Source organism: Coleofasciculus sp., assembly GCF_046565525.1.
GTDB lineage: Bacteria > Cyanobacteriota > Cyanobacteriia > Cyanobacteriales > Coleofasciculaceae > Coleofasciculus.
This window is the reverse complement of record NZ_JBKHUP010000035.1, coordinates 47,846-66,829: the sequence shown is the minus strand read 5'-3', so window position 1 is coordinate 66,829 and position 18,984 is coordinate 47,846. Positions and strand designations below refer to the sequence as shown.

Below are 18,984 nucleotides of genomic sequence, written 5' to 3'. Positions count from 1 at the left end.
ATAACTGATAACTGATAACTGATAACTGATAACTGATAACTGATAACTGATAACTGATAACTGATAACTGATAACTGCTCACTGATAACTGATAACTGCTCACTGATAACTGATAACTGATAACTGATAACTGATAACTGATAACTCCCTCATCTCCCCCAGTTGCCCTTAATCCCCCGCCTCCGGAGAGGGTTGAAGCTTTAAGGCTTGCTGGAGTTGAGCAAGTTCATCGCGATGGGCGATAACGGTAACTAAGCTTTGTGTTCCCGGTTGTGGACTCTCTAAAGGTTCAACTTTTAGGAACACCTGTTCATTGCGTCCCGCGCCTTTCCAGTAAAAAATGCCAGCAACAGGAGCCAGCAAAACTAACCCCAGGAAAACCTGAGTCAACGTTGGGTAAAGTACGGAGAGAACCAAAGATAAGCAAAGAATACCGCAGGCAGCAAGTGCCGTCAAAAAGATAGCCAGAAACCAACTCGGTCGCACAAAACCCTGAAATGTCACTTGACCCGTAGCTGGGTCAACAGCAGCTACCTGGTATGCCCTTTGATCAAAATAGTTCTGCAACCGTTCTAGGAGGGATGCTTCTGGTTCTTGGGCAATGAGTTGAACTTTTTGGGTTCGGTCTTTAACCGAAGCACGGATGAAAAAGAACAAGCCCACCGCTAACAACAGAGTTAGCAGGAATGTAGACGACAGAATGGGTGTACTCACTGATATTAACCTAAGCCAGGTATCCTTTGCTTACGACCTATAGCATAGCAGGATACCTCTACCAGGACAATTTGAAAACAAGTTTTCTCTCATCGGCAATTCATCCCATCGCTAAAAGCAAAGGTTTTCTTGCCGAATTCAGATAACTCGTTTAGCCAAAGAACCAGACATGACAGCAGAAGCTGACCACCAGTTCACCTAACCAACCAGTGTTTGCACCGAATGGAGTCAGGGAAAGGTAGTAACTGATGGTGCAAGTCTGCTGCAATGTGCTATATTGCTTCTTTCTCCTGAGTAATATAGCCAAGCCAAAACCCTGCTAGTTCGCGGGCTTTATCCCGCCAATCGCTAGAGATCTGATACATACGACGCGGGCGTCCTCGATCTTCCACTTTTTTCCAATACCCCGTAATTGCCCCAGCTTCCTCCAGAAACTTGAGGGCGCTGTACAGAACTGTATCAGACAGTCGATAGGTTGGGTATTCGTGTTCGAGTTGTTGGATCATGTGAGTGCCATGGGATTCCCCTTCTATGAGGACAGACAACACATAGCATACAGCTAATTCCTTGTTGAGATAGTTGGGAGGAGGGTCTTGAAAAAACTGATAGATATCCTCAAATTTCATCTGCATAGTCCAACCTGGAGGAACACCTGTTCATCGCGTCCCGCACCTTTCCAGTAAAAAATGCCAGCAACAGGAGCCAGCAAAACTAACCCCAGGAAAACCTGGGTCAACGTTGGGTAAAGTACGGAGAGAACCAAAGATAAGCAAAGAATACCACAGGCAGCGAGTGCCGTCAAAAAGATAGCCAGAAACCAACTCGGTCGCACAAAACCCTGAAATGTCACTTGACCCGTAGTTGTGTCAACAGCAGCTACCTGGTATGCCCTTTGATCAAAATAGTTCTGCAACCGTTCTAGGAGGGATGCTTCTGGTTCTTGGGCAATGAGTTGAACTTTTTGGGTTCGGTCTTTAACCGAAGCACGGATGAAAAAGAACAAGCCCACCGCTAACAACAGAGTTAGCAGGAATGTAGACGACAGAATGGGTATACTCACTGATATTAATCTAAGCCAGGTATCCTTTGCTTACGACCTATACCTTTGTAAATGAGAATTGAAAGAATTTGTTCTCATTAGTGAATTATACCTTATGCCGAACTTGTTGTCAGAAAAAATCAAAACAAGTTTCGAGAGACTGGCAATTCATCTCACGCCTCCCTAGCGGGTAGGACGTGAGGCTTCTTGCCGAATTCAGATAACTCATTTAGCCAAAGAACCAGACATGACAGCAGAAGCTGACCACCAGTTCACCTAATCAACCAGTGTTTGCACCGAATGGAGTCAGAGAAAGGTGGTAACTGATGGTGCAAGTCTGCCGCAATGTGCTATATTGCTTCTTTCTCCTGAGTAATATAGCCACGCCAAAACCCTGCTAGTTCGCGGGCTTTATCCCGCCAATCGCTAGAGATCTGATACATACGACGCGGGCGTCCTCGTCCTTCCACTTTTTTCCAATACCCAGTGATTGCCCCGGCTTCCTCCAGAAACTTGAGGGCGCTGTAAAGAACTGTATCAGACAGTCGATAGGTTGGGTATTCGTGTTCGAGTTGTTGGATCAAATGGGTGCCATAGGATTCCCCTTCTATGAGGACAGACAACACATAACATACAGCTAATTCCTTGTTGAGATAGTTGGGAGGAGGGTCTTGAAAAAACTGATAGATATCCTCAAATTTCATCTGCATAGTCCGCTGAATATCCCAGTAAGTCAAATTGGCATGGGACAGTTTTCCTAAAACTAACCATGGTTTCAACACCCTGAAAATTTTCGGTGCAATGTATCGATGAATAACGAGCAATCTTAGCTTGCTCATTCCTCTGGTACTTTATAACCTCAAACTATTGAGGTCGTCTAATGCACTCGTTAGTTTGGTGACGGCAGATGCAACAACACTGAATAATCTCCATCAATTTTAGCTAAGTAATGGAGTAATTCTCCAAAAACATCGAGGCTTTCTAGTCCAGTTCAAGGGAAAATCGTCCCCTCAGTGTGAACCCGATTGCGCGATCGCATTGCCAGCATTAATAATTTCTACTAGCTTATGGAGCAATAGTCCGCAATATTTTGTTTTCAATTCCTTAACGTTTTCCCAAAAGGGGTTTCAGACCGTCCTTATTTCACTGATAAGAGATGCTACCCTATTCCGGAGGGGTCTGGGAAACGTTAGTTAAACACCCAGTTCTGGATTCGTATGCCAAACTTCTTTAATAATCTTACCCGTTTGATCGAAGTCAGCCTGGTAAGACATTGACCAAACCACCATCAGTCCTTGAGCGGACTTGGCAGTGATCTGAATTTGGGCTTTAACGGTGCGATCGCACCGATGCAGCTCCAGTACCTGAAAGTCTTTAATATCATACTGGCGGAAAAAGTCCTGCCAAGCTGAGTAGATGGATTGTCCCTGATACGTCTGATTTACATCAGGCACACTGTAGGAGCGCTTGAGGACAGCATGATCACTGTAGCCATAGATTAACAGATCGGGATTAGCCGTTGCGATCGCCTGCCAGTGTTCTTGAGCCGCAGATAGGGGATTAGCACTGACCTGAGTTTTATAGAAAGACAAGCTACAGACTAAAGCGATGGCACAAATGGCGTAGGATAAATGTTGTTTCCCAGTTGGTTCCATACGCTTCCTCCATGAGCTGACGTGATGATTAGGTTCCCACCGTAGGGTTAAGGCAGGGCACACATACCTGCTCTCTCACAGACGCCTAACCTCCATTAAAAGTTCACGGAGGAATAACCGGGAAGTTAGGAAATATAAGTACATGAATTATGAAATTTTATCCGGAGTGGCAAACAGTCGTGGTAGTCAGCCTTTGGCTCAACAAATCACAGCTTCTTCGTTCTCCTGGTTAAATATGAAATAGGTGTCACTCACGGATTTGAGTCCCCATGCGAGAATTGCCCGATACTTCCTCACTCCCCACTCCCCTCCAGCGCATCGCCTTGGTGCTGCGTACCTTTGGCAGGATTGCCTTATGGGTACAATTAACCCTTGGTGTTGTTTCACTGGGGATTTTACTCACAGGAATCGCGGGTCGCACCATCGGACCGACAGAAGAAAAACAGGGTGTTGGGTTTGGCATATTTTTAGCAATATGTGGGTTAGTCACCTTGGGCGTAGGTGTCTACATCGCATGGCGGTATACTCGCATTTCCAAGCAACTGCTGACTGGTAATGTGGAAACACGACCTAGCAAAGCCGATACCCTCAAAACCATCAGGCTCGGATTAATTGTCAATATGGCGGGAATGTTCTTGACGATTTTGGGCGCCCAAGCCATTACCGGCAGCATTGTGATCCGCTCGATTTCTCAACCTTCTGGCTTAACGGTTTATGATGCTAATCGATTCATTCGACCCTTAGACTTATTTCTGGTACAGGCGAATATCAACACCATTACTGCCCATTTCGCGGGAATCGCCATTGCCATTTGGCTGTTCAATCGCATTAATCGGTAATTTGTCATTTGTCATTTGTCACTTGTTGATTAGGAAGTCTCTTCCCCAGCTCCAAGAGGCGCCATGGCACGTCTGGAAGATTGCTCCCCCAGCTCCCTCTGCTCCCCCTGCTACCCCAGCTCCCCCTACTCCCTCTGCTCCCCCAGCTCCCCCTGCTCCCCCTACTCCCCCAGCTCCCCCTACTCCCCCAGCTCCCCCTGCTCCCCGCTTTCCGGAAATCATACCCTGTACTTTGGAACATAACTGTGCCAGATTGGTATTCTGGAAAATGGTAATTTCACCCAGATGCCCAAGGCAATTTTGCCCAGTATCCGTAAAAATCTGTGCTTGACCTAAAGCAAATCCGAGAAAATCCACAAAGCGTCCAAGAACGCCTAGAGCAACGCGGGGCGGGTCAGTATGACCTTCAGCCCATTTTGGACTTGAATCAGCGTCAAAGGGAGCTAGAGACCTCCCGTAGCCGCCTGCAAGCCCGCAGCAATGAGATTGGTAAACTCATCGGTCAAAAAATTAAAGCAGGGAGTCCCCCTGACGCGCCGGAAATCCAACAATTGCGAGAGGAAGGCAACCAGGTTAAAACCCAAATTAGTGAACTAGAACCTCAAGAAAAAGAACTCAAAGCAGAAATTGAGGCGCTATTACTCTCCCTACCCAATCTACCCAGTCCTTCAACTCCCATGGGTCGGAGTGAAGCGGAAAATGTCGAGGTGCGCCGTTGGGGTGACGAGTATATTCCCCAGAATGACAAAATTGTACCCCATTGGGAAATTGGCGAAACCCTGGGTATTCTCAATTTTGAGCGGGCGGTGAAAGTTGCCCAAAGCCGTTTTGTCAGTCTCATCGGCGCAGGTGCTGCCTTAGAGCGGGCGTTGATTAGTTTTATGCTAGATCGGCAAATTGCAGCAGGCTATGTGGAAGTTATACCACCGATGCTGATTAACAGCCGCTCATTAACGGCGACGGGTCAACTGCCAAAATTTGCCGAAGAAAGCTTCAAGTGCGACAGTGATGATCTGTGGCTTTTGCCTACGGCGGAAGTTCCCTTAACTAATCTTTACCGTGACGAAATCCTAGACGCCTCCCAACTCCCTATTTATCACTGTGCCTACACTCCCTGCTTTCGCCGAGAAGCCGGTAGCTATGGGCGAGATACCAAAGGATTGATTCGACTGCACCAGTTCAATAAAGTTGAGCTGGTCAAAATTGTTCATCCGAATACCTCGGAAGCCGAACATGAAAAGCTGGTTAAGGATGCAGCGGCAATTTTAGAGGCATTAAAACTCCCTTACCGGGTTATTGAACTCTGTACTGGGGATTTGGGATTCTCTGCCACAAAATGCTATGACCTGGAAGTGTGGTTACCTTCCTCGGGAAAATACAGGGAAATTTCGAGTTGTTCCAATTGCAGTGATTTCCAAGCGCGACGCGGTAGTCTACGCTTTAAGGAAGCGGGCAAAAAAGGGACTCAGTTTGTGCATACCTTAAATGGCTCAGGATTAGCCATTGGACGCACCCTATCGGCAATTTTAGAGAATTATCAGCAACCGAACGGTACAGTTAAAATACCAGAGGTTCTACACCCCTATATGGGACGTGAGGTGTTATGATCATCAACCCATCTTGGGCTTAAACTCTAAAAACCCACAGCTTCTAAGAATCTATCGAGAGTATGGTTTGTGGACACTCAACAAGTATTGAAAGCCACAACGTACAATAGAAAGGACGCAAGCAATCGTTACATTACTTCTTATGTCAATTTTGGCGGCGATCGCAGTCTTGGCGGTTTTGATTGTGGTGCATGAGCTGGGTCACTTTATGGCAGCTCGTTTGCAGGGAATTTATGCCAATCGCTTTTCCCTGGGTTTTGGTCCGGTTCTGTGGAAATACCAAGGAGCCGATACGGAATATGCGATACGTGCTTTCCCCCTAGGGGGATTTGTCGGTTTCCCCGATGATGACCCCGATAGCGAGATTCCCCCAGATGACCCAAATTTACTCCGCAATCGACCTGTTTTAGACCGAGCAATTGTAATTAGTGCTGGGGTAATTGCCAACCTGATCTTTGCTTACTTTCTACTGGTTGTGCAGATAGGAACGGTGGGAATTACTGACTTCAATTACCAACCCGGAGTAAGGGTTCCAGAAATTGCCGCAGAAAGTAGCTTAGTGGCAAAACAAGCGGGGATTAAACCAGGGGATGTTATTTTGGCGGTTGAGGATCAACCCTTGGGAGCCAGTCGGGATGCGATCATTACCTTGATGAGCGAAATTCAAAACTCCCCCAACCAACCCCTAGAACTTTTGATTAAACGGGGTCAACAAACCCTTCCCCTGGACGTGACGCCAGAACGGGGCGATGATGGCAAAGGTAGAATTGGCGTGCAACTGGCACCTAATGGTGAGATAGTTCGCAAGTACGCTGACGGATTCTTAGAGATGTTTACGATTGCGGCTGATGAATATCAGCGCTTGAGTACTGAAATCGCCAAAGGTTTTGGTCAACTGATTAGCAACTTTAGTGAAACGGCTGAACAAGTATCCGGTCCAGTGGCGATTGTGGCAATTGGCGCGAATATTGCCCGTTCTGATGCGGGGAATCTGTTTCAGTTTGCCGCGTTGATTAGCATCAATTTGGCGATTATTAATATCTTGCCCTTACCCGCGCTGGATGGGGGTCAACTAGCATTTTTAGCGATTGAGGGAATTCGCGGTAAACCCATCCCCACAGAAGTTCAGCAAAATATTATGCAAACTGGGTTGGTTTTGCTTTTGGGGTTAGGCATTTTCTTGATTGTGCGGGATACGGCAAATTTAGTTCCCTCGAGTTGGGTGCAAAACTTGTTTCAGTGAGGATCGTCTTATGTCTTATGTATGTAGGGGCGGGTTTCACTATTATCGTTCCTTTTATCACCCAGATGCGACTAAACCCGCCCTGACTGTGTGAGAGAGTATTGATGATGATCTAGTGGGAGCGTCAGGAACCTCAGCCTAAAGGCATGAGGCTTGAAAGAGAAATCTAACAAGCCATTCTGACCAGCTTAAGTCTTAAGTGACTACGTTATCGGCAAGTGTTCAAGACCTACCAGTAGATGCGTAGCTAGTCTGCTGCTCTAGAACCGAAAAGTTAAACAGTTTTAAGGTCACTGAAACAGTGCTTTTTGGATAGTTACCGACCGATAACATTGGCGAAGCTAACTTTACCCGAAAGGAGATTGAGGCAACCATACCTCATTGGAGGGGCAACCATACCCCTCCACCCCGAAAGGGGTATGCTTCTTAAACCGCTACCGCGCGTTCCTCCCCGGTCTGAAGCTTGCCCGATAAGCGAAGCGAAGGGACACGGGGTTTCCCACAACGGAGGAGTTCTAATGAGCATCACCCGTAAATGGTCAGCTAAACAGCAACGCGCATTGGAGATTTTGATTCGCCTGAAGCGACTTTATCCAGATGCTCACTGTGCGCTAAACTATGACACCCCTGTACAGTTATTGGTGGCGACGATTCTGTCGGCACAATGTACAGATGAACGAGTGAATCAGGTGACACCGGAATTGTTTCGCCAATTTCCTAATGCTGTTGCGATCGCGCAGGCGGATATTGAGGTGCTTGAAGCCTTGGTGCGTCCGACTGGATTCTATCGCAATAAGGCGAAAAATATTCAAGGGGCTTGTCGGATGATTGTCACCGAGTTTGGCGGTCAGATTCCTCGACGTATAGAACTGCTGATGAAATTACCCGGTGTGGCTCGCAAAACTGCCAATGTTGTGCTAGCTAATGCCTTTGATATCCACGAGGGGGTGACGGTGGATACTCATGTCAAGCGCTTGACTCAGCGTCTGGGTTTGACGGAACATAGTGACCCGATTCGTATCGAACGCGATTTAATGCGGCTGTTGCCTCTGGAAGAGTGGGAAAACTGGTCAATCCGCCTAATTTACCATGGTCGGGCAATTTGTCAGGCGAAGAAGCCGAAGTGCGACGCTTGCGTATTGGTTGATTTATGTCCCAGTGCTAAGGTTGAGGGATAACAAAATTCGATAAGATAGGAAACAGTGTCTTTATTTAGGGAAACGCCAAAGACTCATGGCTAAAAAATCAATGATTGAGCGCGAGAAAAAGCGCAAGAAGATGGTTGAGAAGTATGCGGCTAAGCGAACAGCGCTGAAAGAAGAGTTCGATAATGCTTCCTCTCCGGCTGAAAAACTGGAGATTCACCGGAAGATCCAACAGCTACCCCGCAGTAGTGCGCCAACTCGGGTACGGAATCGCTGTTGGGTAACAGGGCGTCCCCGGGGCTACTATCGGGATTTTGGTCTATCTCGCCATGTACTGCGGGAATGGGCGCACAAAGGATTACTACCAGGGGTGGTTAAGTCGAGTTGGTAGATTTGGGTCATTGGTCAATCGTTCTTACTGAAAGACTTGGGACAAATGACCAATGACGCAGGACTAATTTCCACAGCAACGGTCAATACCCAGACTGTCTAGGAGCAAATCACTAACCGCGTTGGCGATCGCAAATTCACTATAAAAGCTTTCTCGGAAGTCGAAGGCTTGCATTTCGGTCACAATGGCAATCACCAAAGCACCAACATCGTTTTCGCCTTCTAATCGTTGGCGGACAAAGATTTGGGAGGCGCGATCGGCAATGTCCTGATTCGCTGGTTCTGGCAAAAATTCATGATCCAGCCAGTGAACCAAAGCGTCTCGCAACCATTTTCCTTCCTGCTGGGCATTTTCAGCAGGGGGAAGGGTAACGGGGGGAATAGGTTCAGCCATAAAACGTTAAAAGCCAAAATGTTTATTTTCGGGATGGGAAAACTACCATTCTTGGGATCGGCATTTTTCAGCCAGAGTTGTGTTCGTCTCTAGTATTTTCTCTCCCTTATCTATACTTGCTTGTCTCCCTAATACAGTACGGTGAATCACAACTTGCTATTAAGCAAACATAAATTGTTTAATTTGTCAACCTCAAAAGAGATGATGTGAGGAGCATCATTGAAAAATATTATTTTATTTTTAAGCATAGCGAAATTATGTCCGATCAGGAAAATTTTAAACTGAAGTTTAGCGGTTCAAGAACAGGGACTCTCAATCGAGTTCGATCACCATGGAGTTAAATATTCCGACAATAATCCAAGGATATGCTCAAGGCTATTTTTTGATGGCGGATGAAACCCGATCATTAGGGTGGTACTCCAGTCGCCAGCGAGCAATCATTCCCTTAGACGAGCGGTTTCGCTATCCCAAATCACTACAGCGGGTTTTAAATCAGAAGCGGTTTAGCACGACAATTAACCGAGACTTTAAAGGCGTTGTTGCCGGTTGTGCCAATCGGGAAAGTACCTGGATTTCTGCGGAACTCCAGGAAATTTATTGGTTACTTTATCAGGAAGGTTGGGCGTATAGCTTTGAAACCTGGCAAGGAAATGAGCTAGCGGGTGGGGTTTTAGGGATTGTAATTGGCGGCGCGTTTATTGGCGAATCCATGTTTTACCGGATTCCGGAAGGCTCAAAGGTGGCGTTAGTTAAGTTAGTCGAGCGGTTGCGATCGCGCGGCTTTTTGTTGTTTGATGTTCAAATGATGAATCCTCACTTATCTCGCTTTGGCGCTTGTACGATAGAGGAGCAGGAATATCAGGTGCTACTGCGACAGGCGTTGCGACGGCGATGTTATTTTGATCGGATTCCGGTGTGAATTTTCAGGGTATCGAGAATCGGAAACAGGGAACCGGAATCGGTTATTTAATCAAGGAAAACAGCTAGAGGCGTTAATCGAAGGATTACGGGCGGGGATACCACTCAAGCCGGTGAATGAAGCTAAAGCGGATACATGGATAAAGGTTTTAACGGTACTGACTGGATAAGAGTTTTAGTCCATTTTAATGGACTTAAGCTGGATGCTGCTGACTTAAGGTTGGTGGGCAATGCCCACCCTACTCAAGTCAGAATCGAGCTGACTGGATAAAAGTTTTAGTCCATTTTAATGGACTTAAGCTTTCAGCCAAGAACTTGAGTTCTTGGCGGATGCTGCGGCTTGCTGACAATTGATTTAACGTTCAGCTAACTCCAAAACCATCTAAGTTGTCGCTGCTGCACGCGCTGCGGCTGCTTCATCGGGATGAATTCCCAAACGAGTCAGATTAATCCGACCTTTATTGTCAATTTCTCGCACTTTGACAATCACTTCATCGCCAACAGCAACCTCATCTTCGACCTTACCCACACGATAATCTGCCAGTTGGGAAATGTGAATCATTCCCTCTTTCCCTGGTAACACTTCCACAAACGCACCAATGGGAATAATCCGAGTCACGCGACCGGCATAAACATCCCCTTCTTCTAAGCGACGAGTCATCCCTTGAATCAGGGTAATGGCTTTCTTTGCCTTTTCTCCTTCAACAGCAGAAACCGTAATCGTGCCATCATCATCAATATCGATTTTGGCACCAGTTTGTTCCGTAATTCCTTTAATCGTCTTACCGCCAGGACCAATCACCAACCCAATCAGGTCAGGATCAATCTTCATCGTCAGTAAGCGTGGGGCAAAAGTAGAAAGATCGGGGCGGGGTTTGTCAATCACCGCTAGCATCTTTTCTAAAATGTGCAGTCGCGCCGGTTTAGCTTGTTCAATCGCTTTGGCAATGGTTTCCATGGGCAGACCGGTGATTTTCATGTCCATTTGTAAGGCAGTAATCCCAGTATCTGTTCCCGCGACTTTAAAGTCCATATCGCCCAAAAAGTCTTCAATCCCTTGAATATCGGTGAGAATCCGGACTTCCGTGCCTTCTTTAATCAATCCCATCGCCGCACCACTGACGGGTTTGGTAATCGGAACCCCTGCATCCATTAACGCTAGCGTCGATCCACAAACCGAACCCATCGAGGTTGAACCATTGGACGAGAGCACCTCCGATACCACCCGAATCACATAAGGAAACTCATTTTGCGGCGGTAATATGGGAATAATCGCCCGTTCCGCTAACGCCCCATGACCGATTTCCCGGCGTCCCGGCGATCGCATGGGTTTGGTTTCCCCCACGGAAAAGGGCGGGAAGTTATAGTGGTGCAGGTAACGCTTCTCTTCTTCTGGATTGAGATCATCCAACATTTGAGCATCCCCAGGCGTTCCCAAGGTCACCGTAGACAGCACTTGAGTCAAGCCTCGGTTAAATAAACCACTCCCATGGACACGGGCGGGTAATAAACCCACCTTACAAGACACCGGACGTACCTCATCCAGTTTACGCCCATCAACACGCACACCGTCTTCGACAATTTGCGATCGCATCAGCTTCTTGGTCAAGCCTTTGAATACACTACTGAGCAATTGAGAATCAGCGGCGGCGACGCGCAAGGGGTCATCTTCTGGACGTTGTGCGATCGCACTCAGAATTTCCTTTTCCTTAATCTCGTCCAAGGCTTCGTCGCGACCGTGCTTATCTAAGTCAAACTGAGACAATACCTGCTTAATCTGTTTCGTGGCGCGATCGCGGATAAACTCTTCCAGTTCCGATGAGGTTTCTGGCGCTTGTACTTGGGTCATCTCAATCCCCAACTCTTTGAGCAGGTTTTGCTGAGCTGCAATTAAATCCTGCACCGCTTCGTAGCCAAATTCAATCGCCTCAATAATATCCCGTTCTGGCAGTTGATTCGCCCCGGCTTCCACCATAATCACGCCTTGGGGAGAACCCGCGACCACCAAATCTAGATCACCGTTGTCGATTTCGCGGTAAGTTGGATTAATAATGAAATCATCTCCAACTAGCCCCACCCGTACTGCTGCCATGGGACCATAGAATGGAATTTTCGCTTGCAGTACCGCTACTGATGCCCCAGTTACCGCCAACACATCCGGTGGCACTTGTTCATCCATGGACAAGGTTGTTGCTACGATCTGAATATCATCGCGCAGCCAACTGGGAAACAAGGGGCGCAACGGGCGGTCAATCAGACGGCTGGTAAGTGTTACTTTTTCCGGAGGACGCCCTTCTCGCCGCAGAAAGCCACCTGGAATTCGACCGGCTGCATACAGTCTTTCCTCGTAGTCCACTAATAAGGGGAGAAAATCGATGCCTTCTCGACCCGCTGAGCGAGTCGCCGTGACTAAAACCGCTGTATCTCCTGATTCAATTAGTACAGTTCCCCCAGCTTGGGGTGCTAGTAGACCGACTCTTAGCCGAATATCCCGTCCATCAAAGGATATTGATTTGTCTAACTCTACCATTTGGTTCGTTACCCTTCTCTGTTTATCATGTTTTTTTCTCTGTCGCAATCCTAGCATTTATGGAATAATGCTGCTTTGATAAGGGTTTTGAGTTTTGAATTTTGAGTTTTGAATGTCCCAGATGTGCCATAGCCCGTCTGAGTTTTGAGTTCAGTAGGGGAGGGTTTCACTATTATCGTTTTTTCCCTCACAAGAGATTCGACTAAACCCGCCCTGACTGAGTGCGAGAGTGGTGAGTGCGAGAATTGCTGCCTCACACCCATCCTTTAAAATTGGACAAGTAGCAATTGATAGTATTGGATTCTATTTTCATTTTTCTATAAACATGGCAATTTTACATGGTAGTTGGATTACTCGCGAATCTAATAATTATTTATTTATTTGGGGAGAACGGTGGCGTCCTTTAGCCTCCGTGGACTCTGCTGCCAAGAATCAGATTATGCCCCATCCCTTTGGGATGACACAGGCGGAGTTAAGGGAATTTTTACGCGATCGCAGCCTAACCATTCCTGAACCAGAAACGGGAAAAAGCCAAGCCGACGCTGAGAGTGCGATCGCTTCTTGGCAAACCCACCTGCTAGTTTTACCCACTCACCCCACAGCTTCTAAGACATCAGCCTACCCGCTTCTTTCTGCCCAACTCCCCCCTACAGACGAGACAGACTCCTCATCCCTAGAACTGCAAAAATGGTCTGTCAGTGGATACCGTCTCACCCCCTCCGCCGCCCTACCCTTTCTTCAATCTCTACCCTTAGGAGGATTCAACGTCTCCGATAATTACGTCGGATCAGACTTACGGTTTTGGACTCATGTCTATCGCTGGAGTTTAGACTTACTAACTCGGTGTAAATTTGTACCAGGACTCTATCGTCAGCCCAACGACGAAGCCATCGCTTACTGGCAACCCCTCCTCGACAGTGCTACCGATCAAACTCGCTTAGCCGAGTTTACCCAATCCATGCCCTTAGCTTGTCAAGCGTATGAGGATAATGTAGAGACGTTGCATGCAACGTCTCTACATCCCCAATCCCTAATTCTGAACTTTTTACGAGACGCCATTAATACTCAGGTGAAAAATTGGGTAGAGTCGCTATCACCCCCAACCGCTACCTCACCCCTACCCGAATGGCTGCAAGCCCTCTGTAGCGACAAGGATAGCCTAAAAGTCGAACCGATGGCGATCGCACGTTTGGATACTGCATTGTCCACTTGGACAACATCTATCCAACAGCACCTGGTTACCCCCACCACCCAAGATTTAACCCAAAATCTCTTTCGCACATGCTTAGTATTACAACCCCCTGAACCCGATGAAACAAACTGGCGGCTTGACTATTGCTTGCAAGCCATGGATGATGCTGACTTATTAGTCGATGCCAAAACAATTTGGCGGCATCCTGTCGAACAATTAGACTATCACGGGCGAACCATTGAACAGCCCCAGGAAACCTTACTTAAAGGATTAGGGTTAGCCTCTCGCCTCTATCCCCCCCTAGAAGCCAGCTTACACGAACGCTGTCCCCAGTTTTGTGAACTCAACCCCGTCCAAGTATATGAATTTATCAAAGCCAGTGCATGGCGACTGCAAGACAGTGGCTTGGGCATTATCTTACCCCCAGGATTAGCCCCCGGATCAGGGGAAAAACGCCTCGGTATTAGTATTACCGCAGAAGCGCCTAAATCGAAGAAAGAGGAACGTTTGGGTTTACAAAGCCTGCTTAAATTTAAGTGGGATTTGGCAATTGGTGATACTAAACTCTCCAAATCAGAATTCCAGCGCCTGATGTCACTCAAATCCCCGTTAGTTGAAGTCAATGGGGAATGGATTGCTCTACAACCTGCGGATGCGCGGGCGGCGCACACCATTCTGACAGCATCAAAGGAAGATATGAGTCTGTCAGTAGAAGACGCCTTGCGACTGGCGACAGGAGATACCAAAACATTAGGAAAACTGCCTGTTGTTCACTTTGAAGCATCCGGGGCGCTGCAAGAATTAATTACCAATCTCACCGGAAATCGCACGATTGAACCCATTGAAGTTCCCCAAGACTTTAACGGCACATTACGCCCGTATCAACTCCGAGGAGCCAGTTGGCTTGCATTTTTAGAACGCTGGGGGTTAGGTGCTTGTTTAGCGGACGATATGGGATTGGGAAAATGCGTCGCGCCTAGTACATTAATTTCCGTCAATGGAACAGTTATCCAAGCTGAAGATATTTGGAAACAGTATGCAACAGAAGCGGAATTTGATGGGGAGGGATTTTGGAGTCAGCCAACAGAGTCGTTACTGATTAATGCCATTGACTCACAAACCCATAAAATGACCACCGCTCCCATTCAGCGTCTCTATCGCCAGCGAGTGCAGGAAAAACTACGCACCGTTAAGCTTAAAGATGGAAGCCAAATTACGATTACCTATCGTCATAAACTCTTAACCAATCACGGTTGGACGACTAATTTTCAGGTGGGGGATTACGTCTGTGTACCTGCCAAAATGATTTGGCAGGGGCAACCCGAAGATCCGGATTTTGTCAAGTTTCTGGCTTGGCAAATTGCCGAAGGATGTGAAGGATGTGAGCAATCGGATCGAGCAAGGGTCAACATTTCGCACAAAGACAAAGACTGTTTACAAGACTTACTCCAGATCTTCCAAAAAATCGGTCAGCGGTACAACATAAAAATCAATAACCCTAGCATTTGTACCTACCCGAATCGAGTGCCAGATCTGCGAATCGATAGCCAAGCCTACCGAGAATTCTTACAAACCAAAGGATACAGTTGGGGGATGCGATCCGATAGTAAATCTATCCCAGATTTTATTATGCAGGCAGATCTAGATACGGTGAAGATCTTCCTCCAAAACTATTTCGATGCGGAAGCGTCTGTTATTTCTCAGATGCGGAGTATTGAAATCAGTACAGCTTCCCCTTTACTGATTCAACAACTCTCTGTATTACTACGGCGCTTGGGAATTTGGTTGCAGATTACACCACAACACAAACGAGAAACCAATGGCAAATCTCTTCTTCACACTGACTCTAACGATTCCCAAACCGATGAAGTACAGATGACCGTAGGGACACCATCCTTGCGCCCTGACAAATCTACTATATCAGACAGAAAATCCGTATATATTTGTACAATTGGTGGAAATTCAGTACGTCGATTCTTACAAGTAATTGGATTTAATTGTCCAGAAAAACAGCGGAAACTGGAAGAAATCTGTAAACCAGAAACCTGGCGACTGGAAGTCGCAGCTACACAAACAAAGTCCGCCTACGCGGACTGGATTATAGAGGTAGATAACCAGAATTTAGTCTCACAACCCTTTTCACGGGCTAGTCGAGAACGAGTGATATCAAGTCTTTCTGAACAGTTCTCATTGACTTCTACCTTGCCACCTTCCTCCTTACCTTCTGCCTTCTGCCCTCTGCCCTCTGCCTTCAAAAAGCTTTCTGCTTTATTCTCATCAGAATACTTACAAAATATCCTGGATCAAGACGTTTTCTACTGTCAGATTCAGGACATCGAGGATATCGACTATGAGGGATGGGTGTATGATTTTGAAGTCAGCCACCATCACAACTTTGTGGCAAATAACATTCTTTGTCATAACACAATTCAAACCATTGCCTTTCTGCTTCATTTAAAAGAACAAGATGTTCTGGAATCGCCTACATTATTGGTGTGTCCCACATCGGTACTGGGGAACTGGGAACGGGAAGTGAAAAAATTTGCTCCTACTCTCAAAGCCATGGTTCACCACGGTGATAAACGGTCAAAAGGCAAGACATTTGCTAAAGCGGTTAAGAATCAGGATTTAGTGATTACCAGTTATCCATTGGTGTATCGAGATGCCACAACTCTAGAAGCTGTATCTTGGCAAGGTGTCGTATTAGATGAAGCGCAGAATATCAAAAATCCAGGGGCGAAACAGTCGCAAGCCGTGCGAAAACTACCGACGGAATTTCGCATTGCCTTAACGGGGACACCTGTGGAGAACAGATTGTCGGAGTTGTGGTCAATTTTAGATTTTCTCAATCCCCAATATTTAGGCGATCGCCAATTTTTCCAGCGGCGGTTTGCTATGCCGATTGAGAAGTTTGGCGACAGGGGTTCGTTGCAAACTTTGCGATCGTTAGTGCAACCTTTTATTCTTCGCCGTCTGAAAACTGATAAGACGATTATTCAGGATTTACCGGAAAAACAGGAGATGACGGTATTCTGTGGACTTGCAGCAGAACAGGCAACCCTTTATCAGAAATTGGTGGATGAATCATTGGTAGAAATTGAAGCGGCAGAGGGAATTAAGCGCAAAGGGTTAATTTTAACCTTGCTGATGCGACTCAAGCAAGTCTGTAATCATCCTGCCCAATTATTAAAAGAGAAAACCTTAAAAGATGCTAAGCGTTCTGGGAAATTACTGCGTTTACAGGAAATGTTAGACGAAGCAATTTCTGAAGGCGATCGCGCTTTAATTTTCACCCAGTTTGCTGAATGGGGTAAGCTGTTGCAACCTTATTTGGCAAAACAATTTGATCAGGAAATCTTGTTCCTCTATGGCGCAACCCGCAAGAATCAACGAGAGGAAATGATTGACCGTTTTCAAAATGACCCCGAAGGACCCCCGATTCTGATTCTTTCATTAAAAGCGGGGGGAACTGGACTGAATCTGACCCGGGCAAATCACGTTTTTCACATCGATCGCTGGTGGAATCCGGCGGTGGAGAATCAGGCGACAGATCGGGCGTTTAGAATTGGTCAAACTCGTAATGTGCAGGTGCATAAGTTTGTCTGTACAGGGACGTTGGAAGAACGGATTAATGACATGATTGAAAGTAAGAAGCAGTTGGCAGAACAGACAGTAGAAGCGGGTGAAAACTGGGTCACGGATATGGATACTGATCAGTTGAGATCGCTGCTATTGCTTGACCGCACAGCGGTAATTGATGAGTAGGAGAGGTGTGCGATCGCGCGTTGTCGGATAAGTAACCCTACTGGATCACATCCTGGTAGAATCACAATGTGACCTATTAGGTTTACATTTTGCCGCAACTAAACCGACGAAAGTCGGGGCGGGTTTAGTCACTTATGGGTGCAACCGAAACGATAATGGTGAAACCCGCCCCGACAAATGCACCCGCAACTTGCCCTCTTCAGCTATCCGCGTCAAAATGAAGAAAAGTAAAAATGCTTATCATTTCGATACATTCTCTGAAAATGACGCAAGAACAGGCATACAATCAAACCTTTGACTACGATCTGGTCATCGTTGGCGGCGGTATTGTCGGCGCAACCTTCGCCTGTGCGTTGAAAAATTCCGGGTTGCGGATTGGATTGATTGAGGCAAAACCCAAGTCAGTCGCCGTAGCCAGACGGCAAGCTTACGCCCTCTCGCTGCTTTCTGGGCGCATTTTCCAAGGAATTGGGGTTTGGCAGACTATTCAGCCGCAAATTGCCACCTATCGGCAAATTCGCCTCTGTGATGGCGATTATCCCAAATTTGTGCAATTTCACCCCACCGATTTAGGTACCCAGGATTTGGGGTATGTGGGCGAACATCGTCCCCTGCTTACGTCGCTGTATGAGTTTTTGGCAGATTGTCCGACTGTAAGCTGGTTGTCTCCAGCGGAAGTGGTTGATGTCAAGTATCAAGCCTCTGGGGTAGAGGTTACGGTAAACGTGGATGGAATATCTCAGCAGTTGCGATCGCGCTTAGTTGTCGCCGCTGATGGTTCGCGATCGCGTATTCGTACAGCCGCCGGAATCGGGACAAAAGGTTGGAAATATTGGCAATCCTGCGTCACCGCCCGCATTAAAACCGAGAAATCCCATAATGATACCGCCTTTGAACGTTTTTGGGAGAGTGGTCCGATGGGTGTACTTCCTCTGGCTGAAAATCGCTGTCAGGTGGTATGGACAGCCCCTCACGCCGAAGCCCAACAGTTAAAAGACTTAAATGAAAAGGAATTCCTCGAACTTCTAGAATACCGCACGGGCGGACTTTTGGGGCATTTAGAATTAGATAGCGATCGCATTGTCTTTCCCGTACAGTTAATGCAAAGCGATCGCTACACCCAGCACCGCCTCGCCCTCATTGGCGACGCCGCCCATTGTTGCCATCCTGTGGGTGGACAAGGGCTAAATATGGGCATCCGAGATGCCGCAGCCCTTGCCCAAGTCATACAGGAAGCCCATCAACAGGGTGAAGATATCGGAGACGAACAGATCCTCAAGCGCTACGAACAGTGGCGCAAAAGTGAAAATCTAGTCATTTTAGGCTTTACTGATTTCTTAGATCGAATGTTTTCTAATAACTGGTTGCCTATCGTTACCCTACGTCGCCTGGGATTATGGATGTTGCGTCATCTGTATCCCGTTAAATGTTATGCTCTGCAATTAATGACAGGTTTAAAGGGACGCACTCCTCAAGTGGCTAATCTTAAATCTGGGTCAACTTCAGTTTAATCAATAAAAATAAAAACCAAGAACGTATTGTGAATTAGCTTA

16 protein-coding genes and 1 pseudogene are annotated in these 18,984 nt (G+C 46.9%); 9 read left to right on the top strand and 8 right to left on the bottom strand.

All coding sequences use genetic code 11. The annotated features are described in order from the left end of the window. Positions 1-168: 168 nt before the first annotated feature. From ACLGGO_RS14555 to ACLGGO_RS14535, 5 genes and pseudogenes are all read right to left on the bottom strand, one after another. The gene (locus ACLGGO_RS14555) at positions 169-714 is read right to left on the bottom strand and encodes a cofactor assembly of complex C subunit B (protein ID WP_446419838.1); all 546 of its coding nucleotides are present in this window, start codon (positions 712-714) and stop codon (positions 169-171) included. A gap of 272 nt (positions 715-986) precedes the next feature. Then, positions 987-1,340 carry a PadR family transcriptional regulator gene (locus ACLGGO_RS14550; protein ID WP_446419840.1) on the bottom strand — a complete coding sequence of 118 codons (354 nt, stop codon included), beginning with the start codon at positions 1,338-1,340 and terminating at the stop codon, positions 987-989. 11 nt (positions 1,341-1,351) lie between these two features. After that, positions 1,352-1,774, bottom strand: a pseudogene (locus ACLGGO_RS14545) (cofactor assembly of complex C subunit B); the annotation flags it as partial. Positions 1,775-2,103: 329 nt separating this feature from the next. After that, positions 2,104-2,457 (bottom strand): PadR family transcriptional regulator, encoded by a 354-nt coding sequence (locus ACLGGO_RS14540; protein ID WP_446336905.1) that lies wholly within the window; start codon positions 2,455-2,457, stop codon positions 2,104-2,106. 489 nt (positions 2,458-2,946) lie between these two features. Next, on the bottom strand, positions 2,947-3,408 hold the full coding sequence (locus ACLGGO_RS14535) for a hypothetical protein (protein ID WP_446336844.1): 462 nt from the start codon (positions 3,406-3,408) through the stop codon (positions 2,947-2,949). Positions 3,409-3,677: 269 nt separating this feature from the next. On the opposite strand from ACLGGO_RS14535, the gene ACLGGO_RS14530 reads away from it, so the two are divergent. Next, positions 3,678-4,247, top strand: a complete 570-nt coding sequence (locus tag ACLGGO_RS14530) for a DUF3611 family protein (protein WP_446419837.1) — start codon at positions 3,678-3,680, stop codon at positions 4,245-4,247. Between the two features lie 18 nt (positions 4,248-4,265). On the opposite strand, the gene ACLGGO_RS14525 is transcribed toward ACLGGO_RS14530, so the two are convergent. Then, a complete protein-coding gene (locus ACLGGO_RS14525; protein ID WP_446419836.1) occupies positions 4,266-4,604 on the bottom strand; it encodes a hypothetical protein in 339 nt (112 codons plus the stop codon). Between ACLGGO_RS14525 and serS the strand changes: the two genes are divergently transcribed. The 4 genes from serS to rpsN all read left to right on the top strand — a co-directional run bounded on the left by serS (position 4,571) and on the right by rpsN (position 8,633). Next, positions 4,571-5,854 carry a serine--tRNA ligase gene (gene serS / locus ACLGGO_RS14520; RefSeq protein WP_446336846.1) on the top strand — a complete coding sequence of 428 codons (1,284 nt, stop codon included), beginning with the start codon at positions 4,571-4,573 and terminating at the stop codon, positions 5,852-5,854. The genes ACLGGO_RS14525 and serS overlap by 34 nt on opposite strands. Positions 5,855-5,996: 142 nt before the next feature. Beyond that, positions 5,997-7,097, top strand: a complete 1,101-nt coding sequence (gene rseP / locus ACLGGO_RS14515; RefSeq protein ID WP_446419835.1) for an RIP metalloprotease RseP — start codon at positions 5,997-5,999, stop codon at positions 7,095-7,097. A gap of 518 nt (positions 7,098-7,615) precedes the next feature. Continuing rightward, positions 7,616-8,275 carry an endonuclease III gene (gene nth / locus ACLGGO_RS14510; protein ID WP_446419834.1) on the top strand — a complete coding sequence of 220 codons (660 nt, stop codon included), beginning with the start codon at positions 7,616-7,618 and terminating at the stop codon, positions 8,273-8,275. 55 nt (positions 8,276-8,330) lie between these two features. Then, the gene (gene rpsN, locus ACLGGO_RS14505; RefSeq protein ID WP_446419833.1) at positions 8,331-8,633 is read left to right on the top strand and encodes a 30S ribosomal protein S14; all 303 of its coding nucleotides are present in this window, start codon (positions 8,331-8,333) and stop codon (positions 8,631-8,633) included. A 63-nt stretch (positions 8,634-8,696) separates the two neighbouring features. Here the strand turns inward: rpsN and ACLGGO_RS14500 are convergent, their stop codons facing one another. Further along, positions 8,697-9,026 carry a hypothetical protein gene (locus ACLGGO_RS14500; RefSeq protein ID WP_446336851.1) on the bottom strand — a complete coding sequence of 110 codons (330 nt, stop codon included), beginning with the start codon at positions 9,024-9,026 and terminating at the stop codon, positions 8,697-8,699. 331 nt (positions 9,027-9,357) lie between these two features. Between ACLGGO_RS14500 and aat the strand changes: the two genes are divergently transcribed. Continuing rightward, complete coding sequence (gene aat, locus ACLGGO_RS14495; RefSeq protein WP_446419832.1) at positions 9,358-9,945, top strand: leucyl/phenylalanyl-tRNA--protein transferase; 588 nt, start codon at positions 9,358-9,360, stop codon at positions 9,943-9,945. Then, the gene (locus tag ACLGGO_RS14490) at positions 9,926-10,114 is read left to right on the top strand and encodes a hypothetical protein (RefSeq protein WP_446336853.1); all 189 of its coding nucleotides are present in this window, start codon (positions 9,926-9,928) and stop codon (positions 10,112-10,114) included. The genes aat and ACLGGO_RS14490 overlap by 20 nt, the downstream gene beginning before the upstream one ends. Positions 10,115-10,326: 212 nt before the next feature. On the opposite strand, the gene ACLGGO_RS14485 is transcribed toward ACLGGO_RS14490, so the two are convergent. Further along, positions 10,327-12,474: a polyribonucleotide nucleotidyltransferase gene (locus tag ACLGGO_RS14485; protein WP_446336854.1), complete on the bottom strand. Its 2,148-nt coding sequence runs from the start codon at positions 12,472-12,474 to the stop codon at positions 10,327-10,329. Positions 12,475-12,799: 325 nt separating this feature from the next. On the opposite strand from ACLGGO_RS14485, the gene ACLGGO_RS14480 reads away from it, so the two are divergent. Together ACLGGO_RS14480 and ACLGGO_RS14475 are read left to right on the top strand one after the other, a co-directional pair. Then, positions 12,800-17,431 (top strand): SNF2-related protein, encoded by a 4,632-nt coding sequence (locus tag ACLGGO_RS14480; RefSeq protein WP_446419831.1) that lies wholly within the window; start codon positions 12,800-12,802, stop codon positions 17,429-17,431. 233 nt (positions 17,432-17,664) lie between these two features. After that, entirely contained in the window at positions 17,665-18,942 is a 1,278-nt protein-coding gene (locus ACLGGO_RS14475; protein WP_446419830.1) for an FAD-dependent hydroxylase, read from the top strand. Positions 18,943-18,984 lie beyond the last annotated feature (42 nt).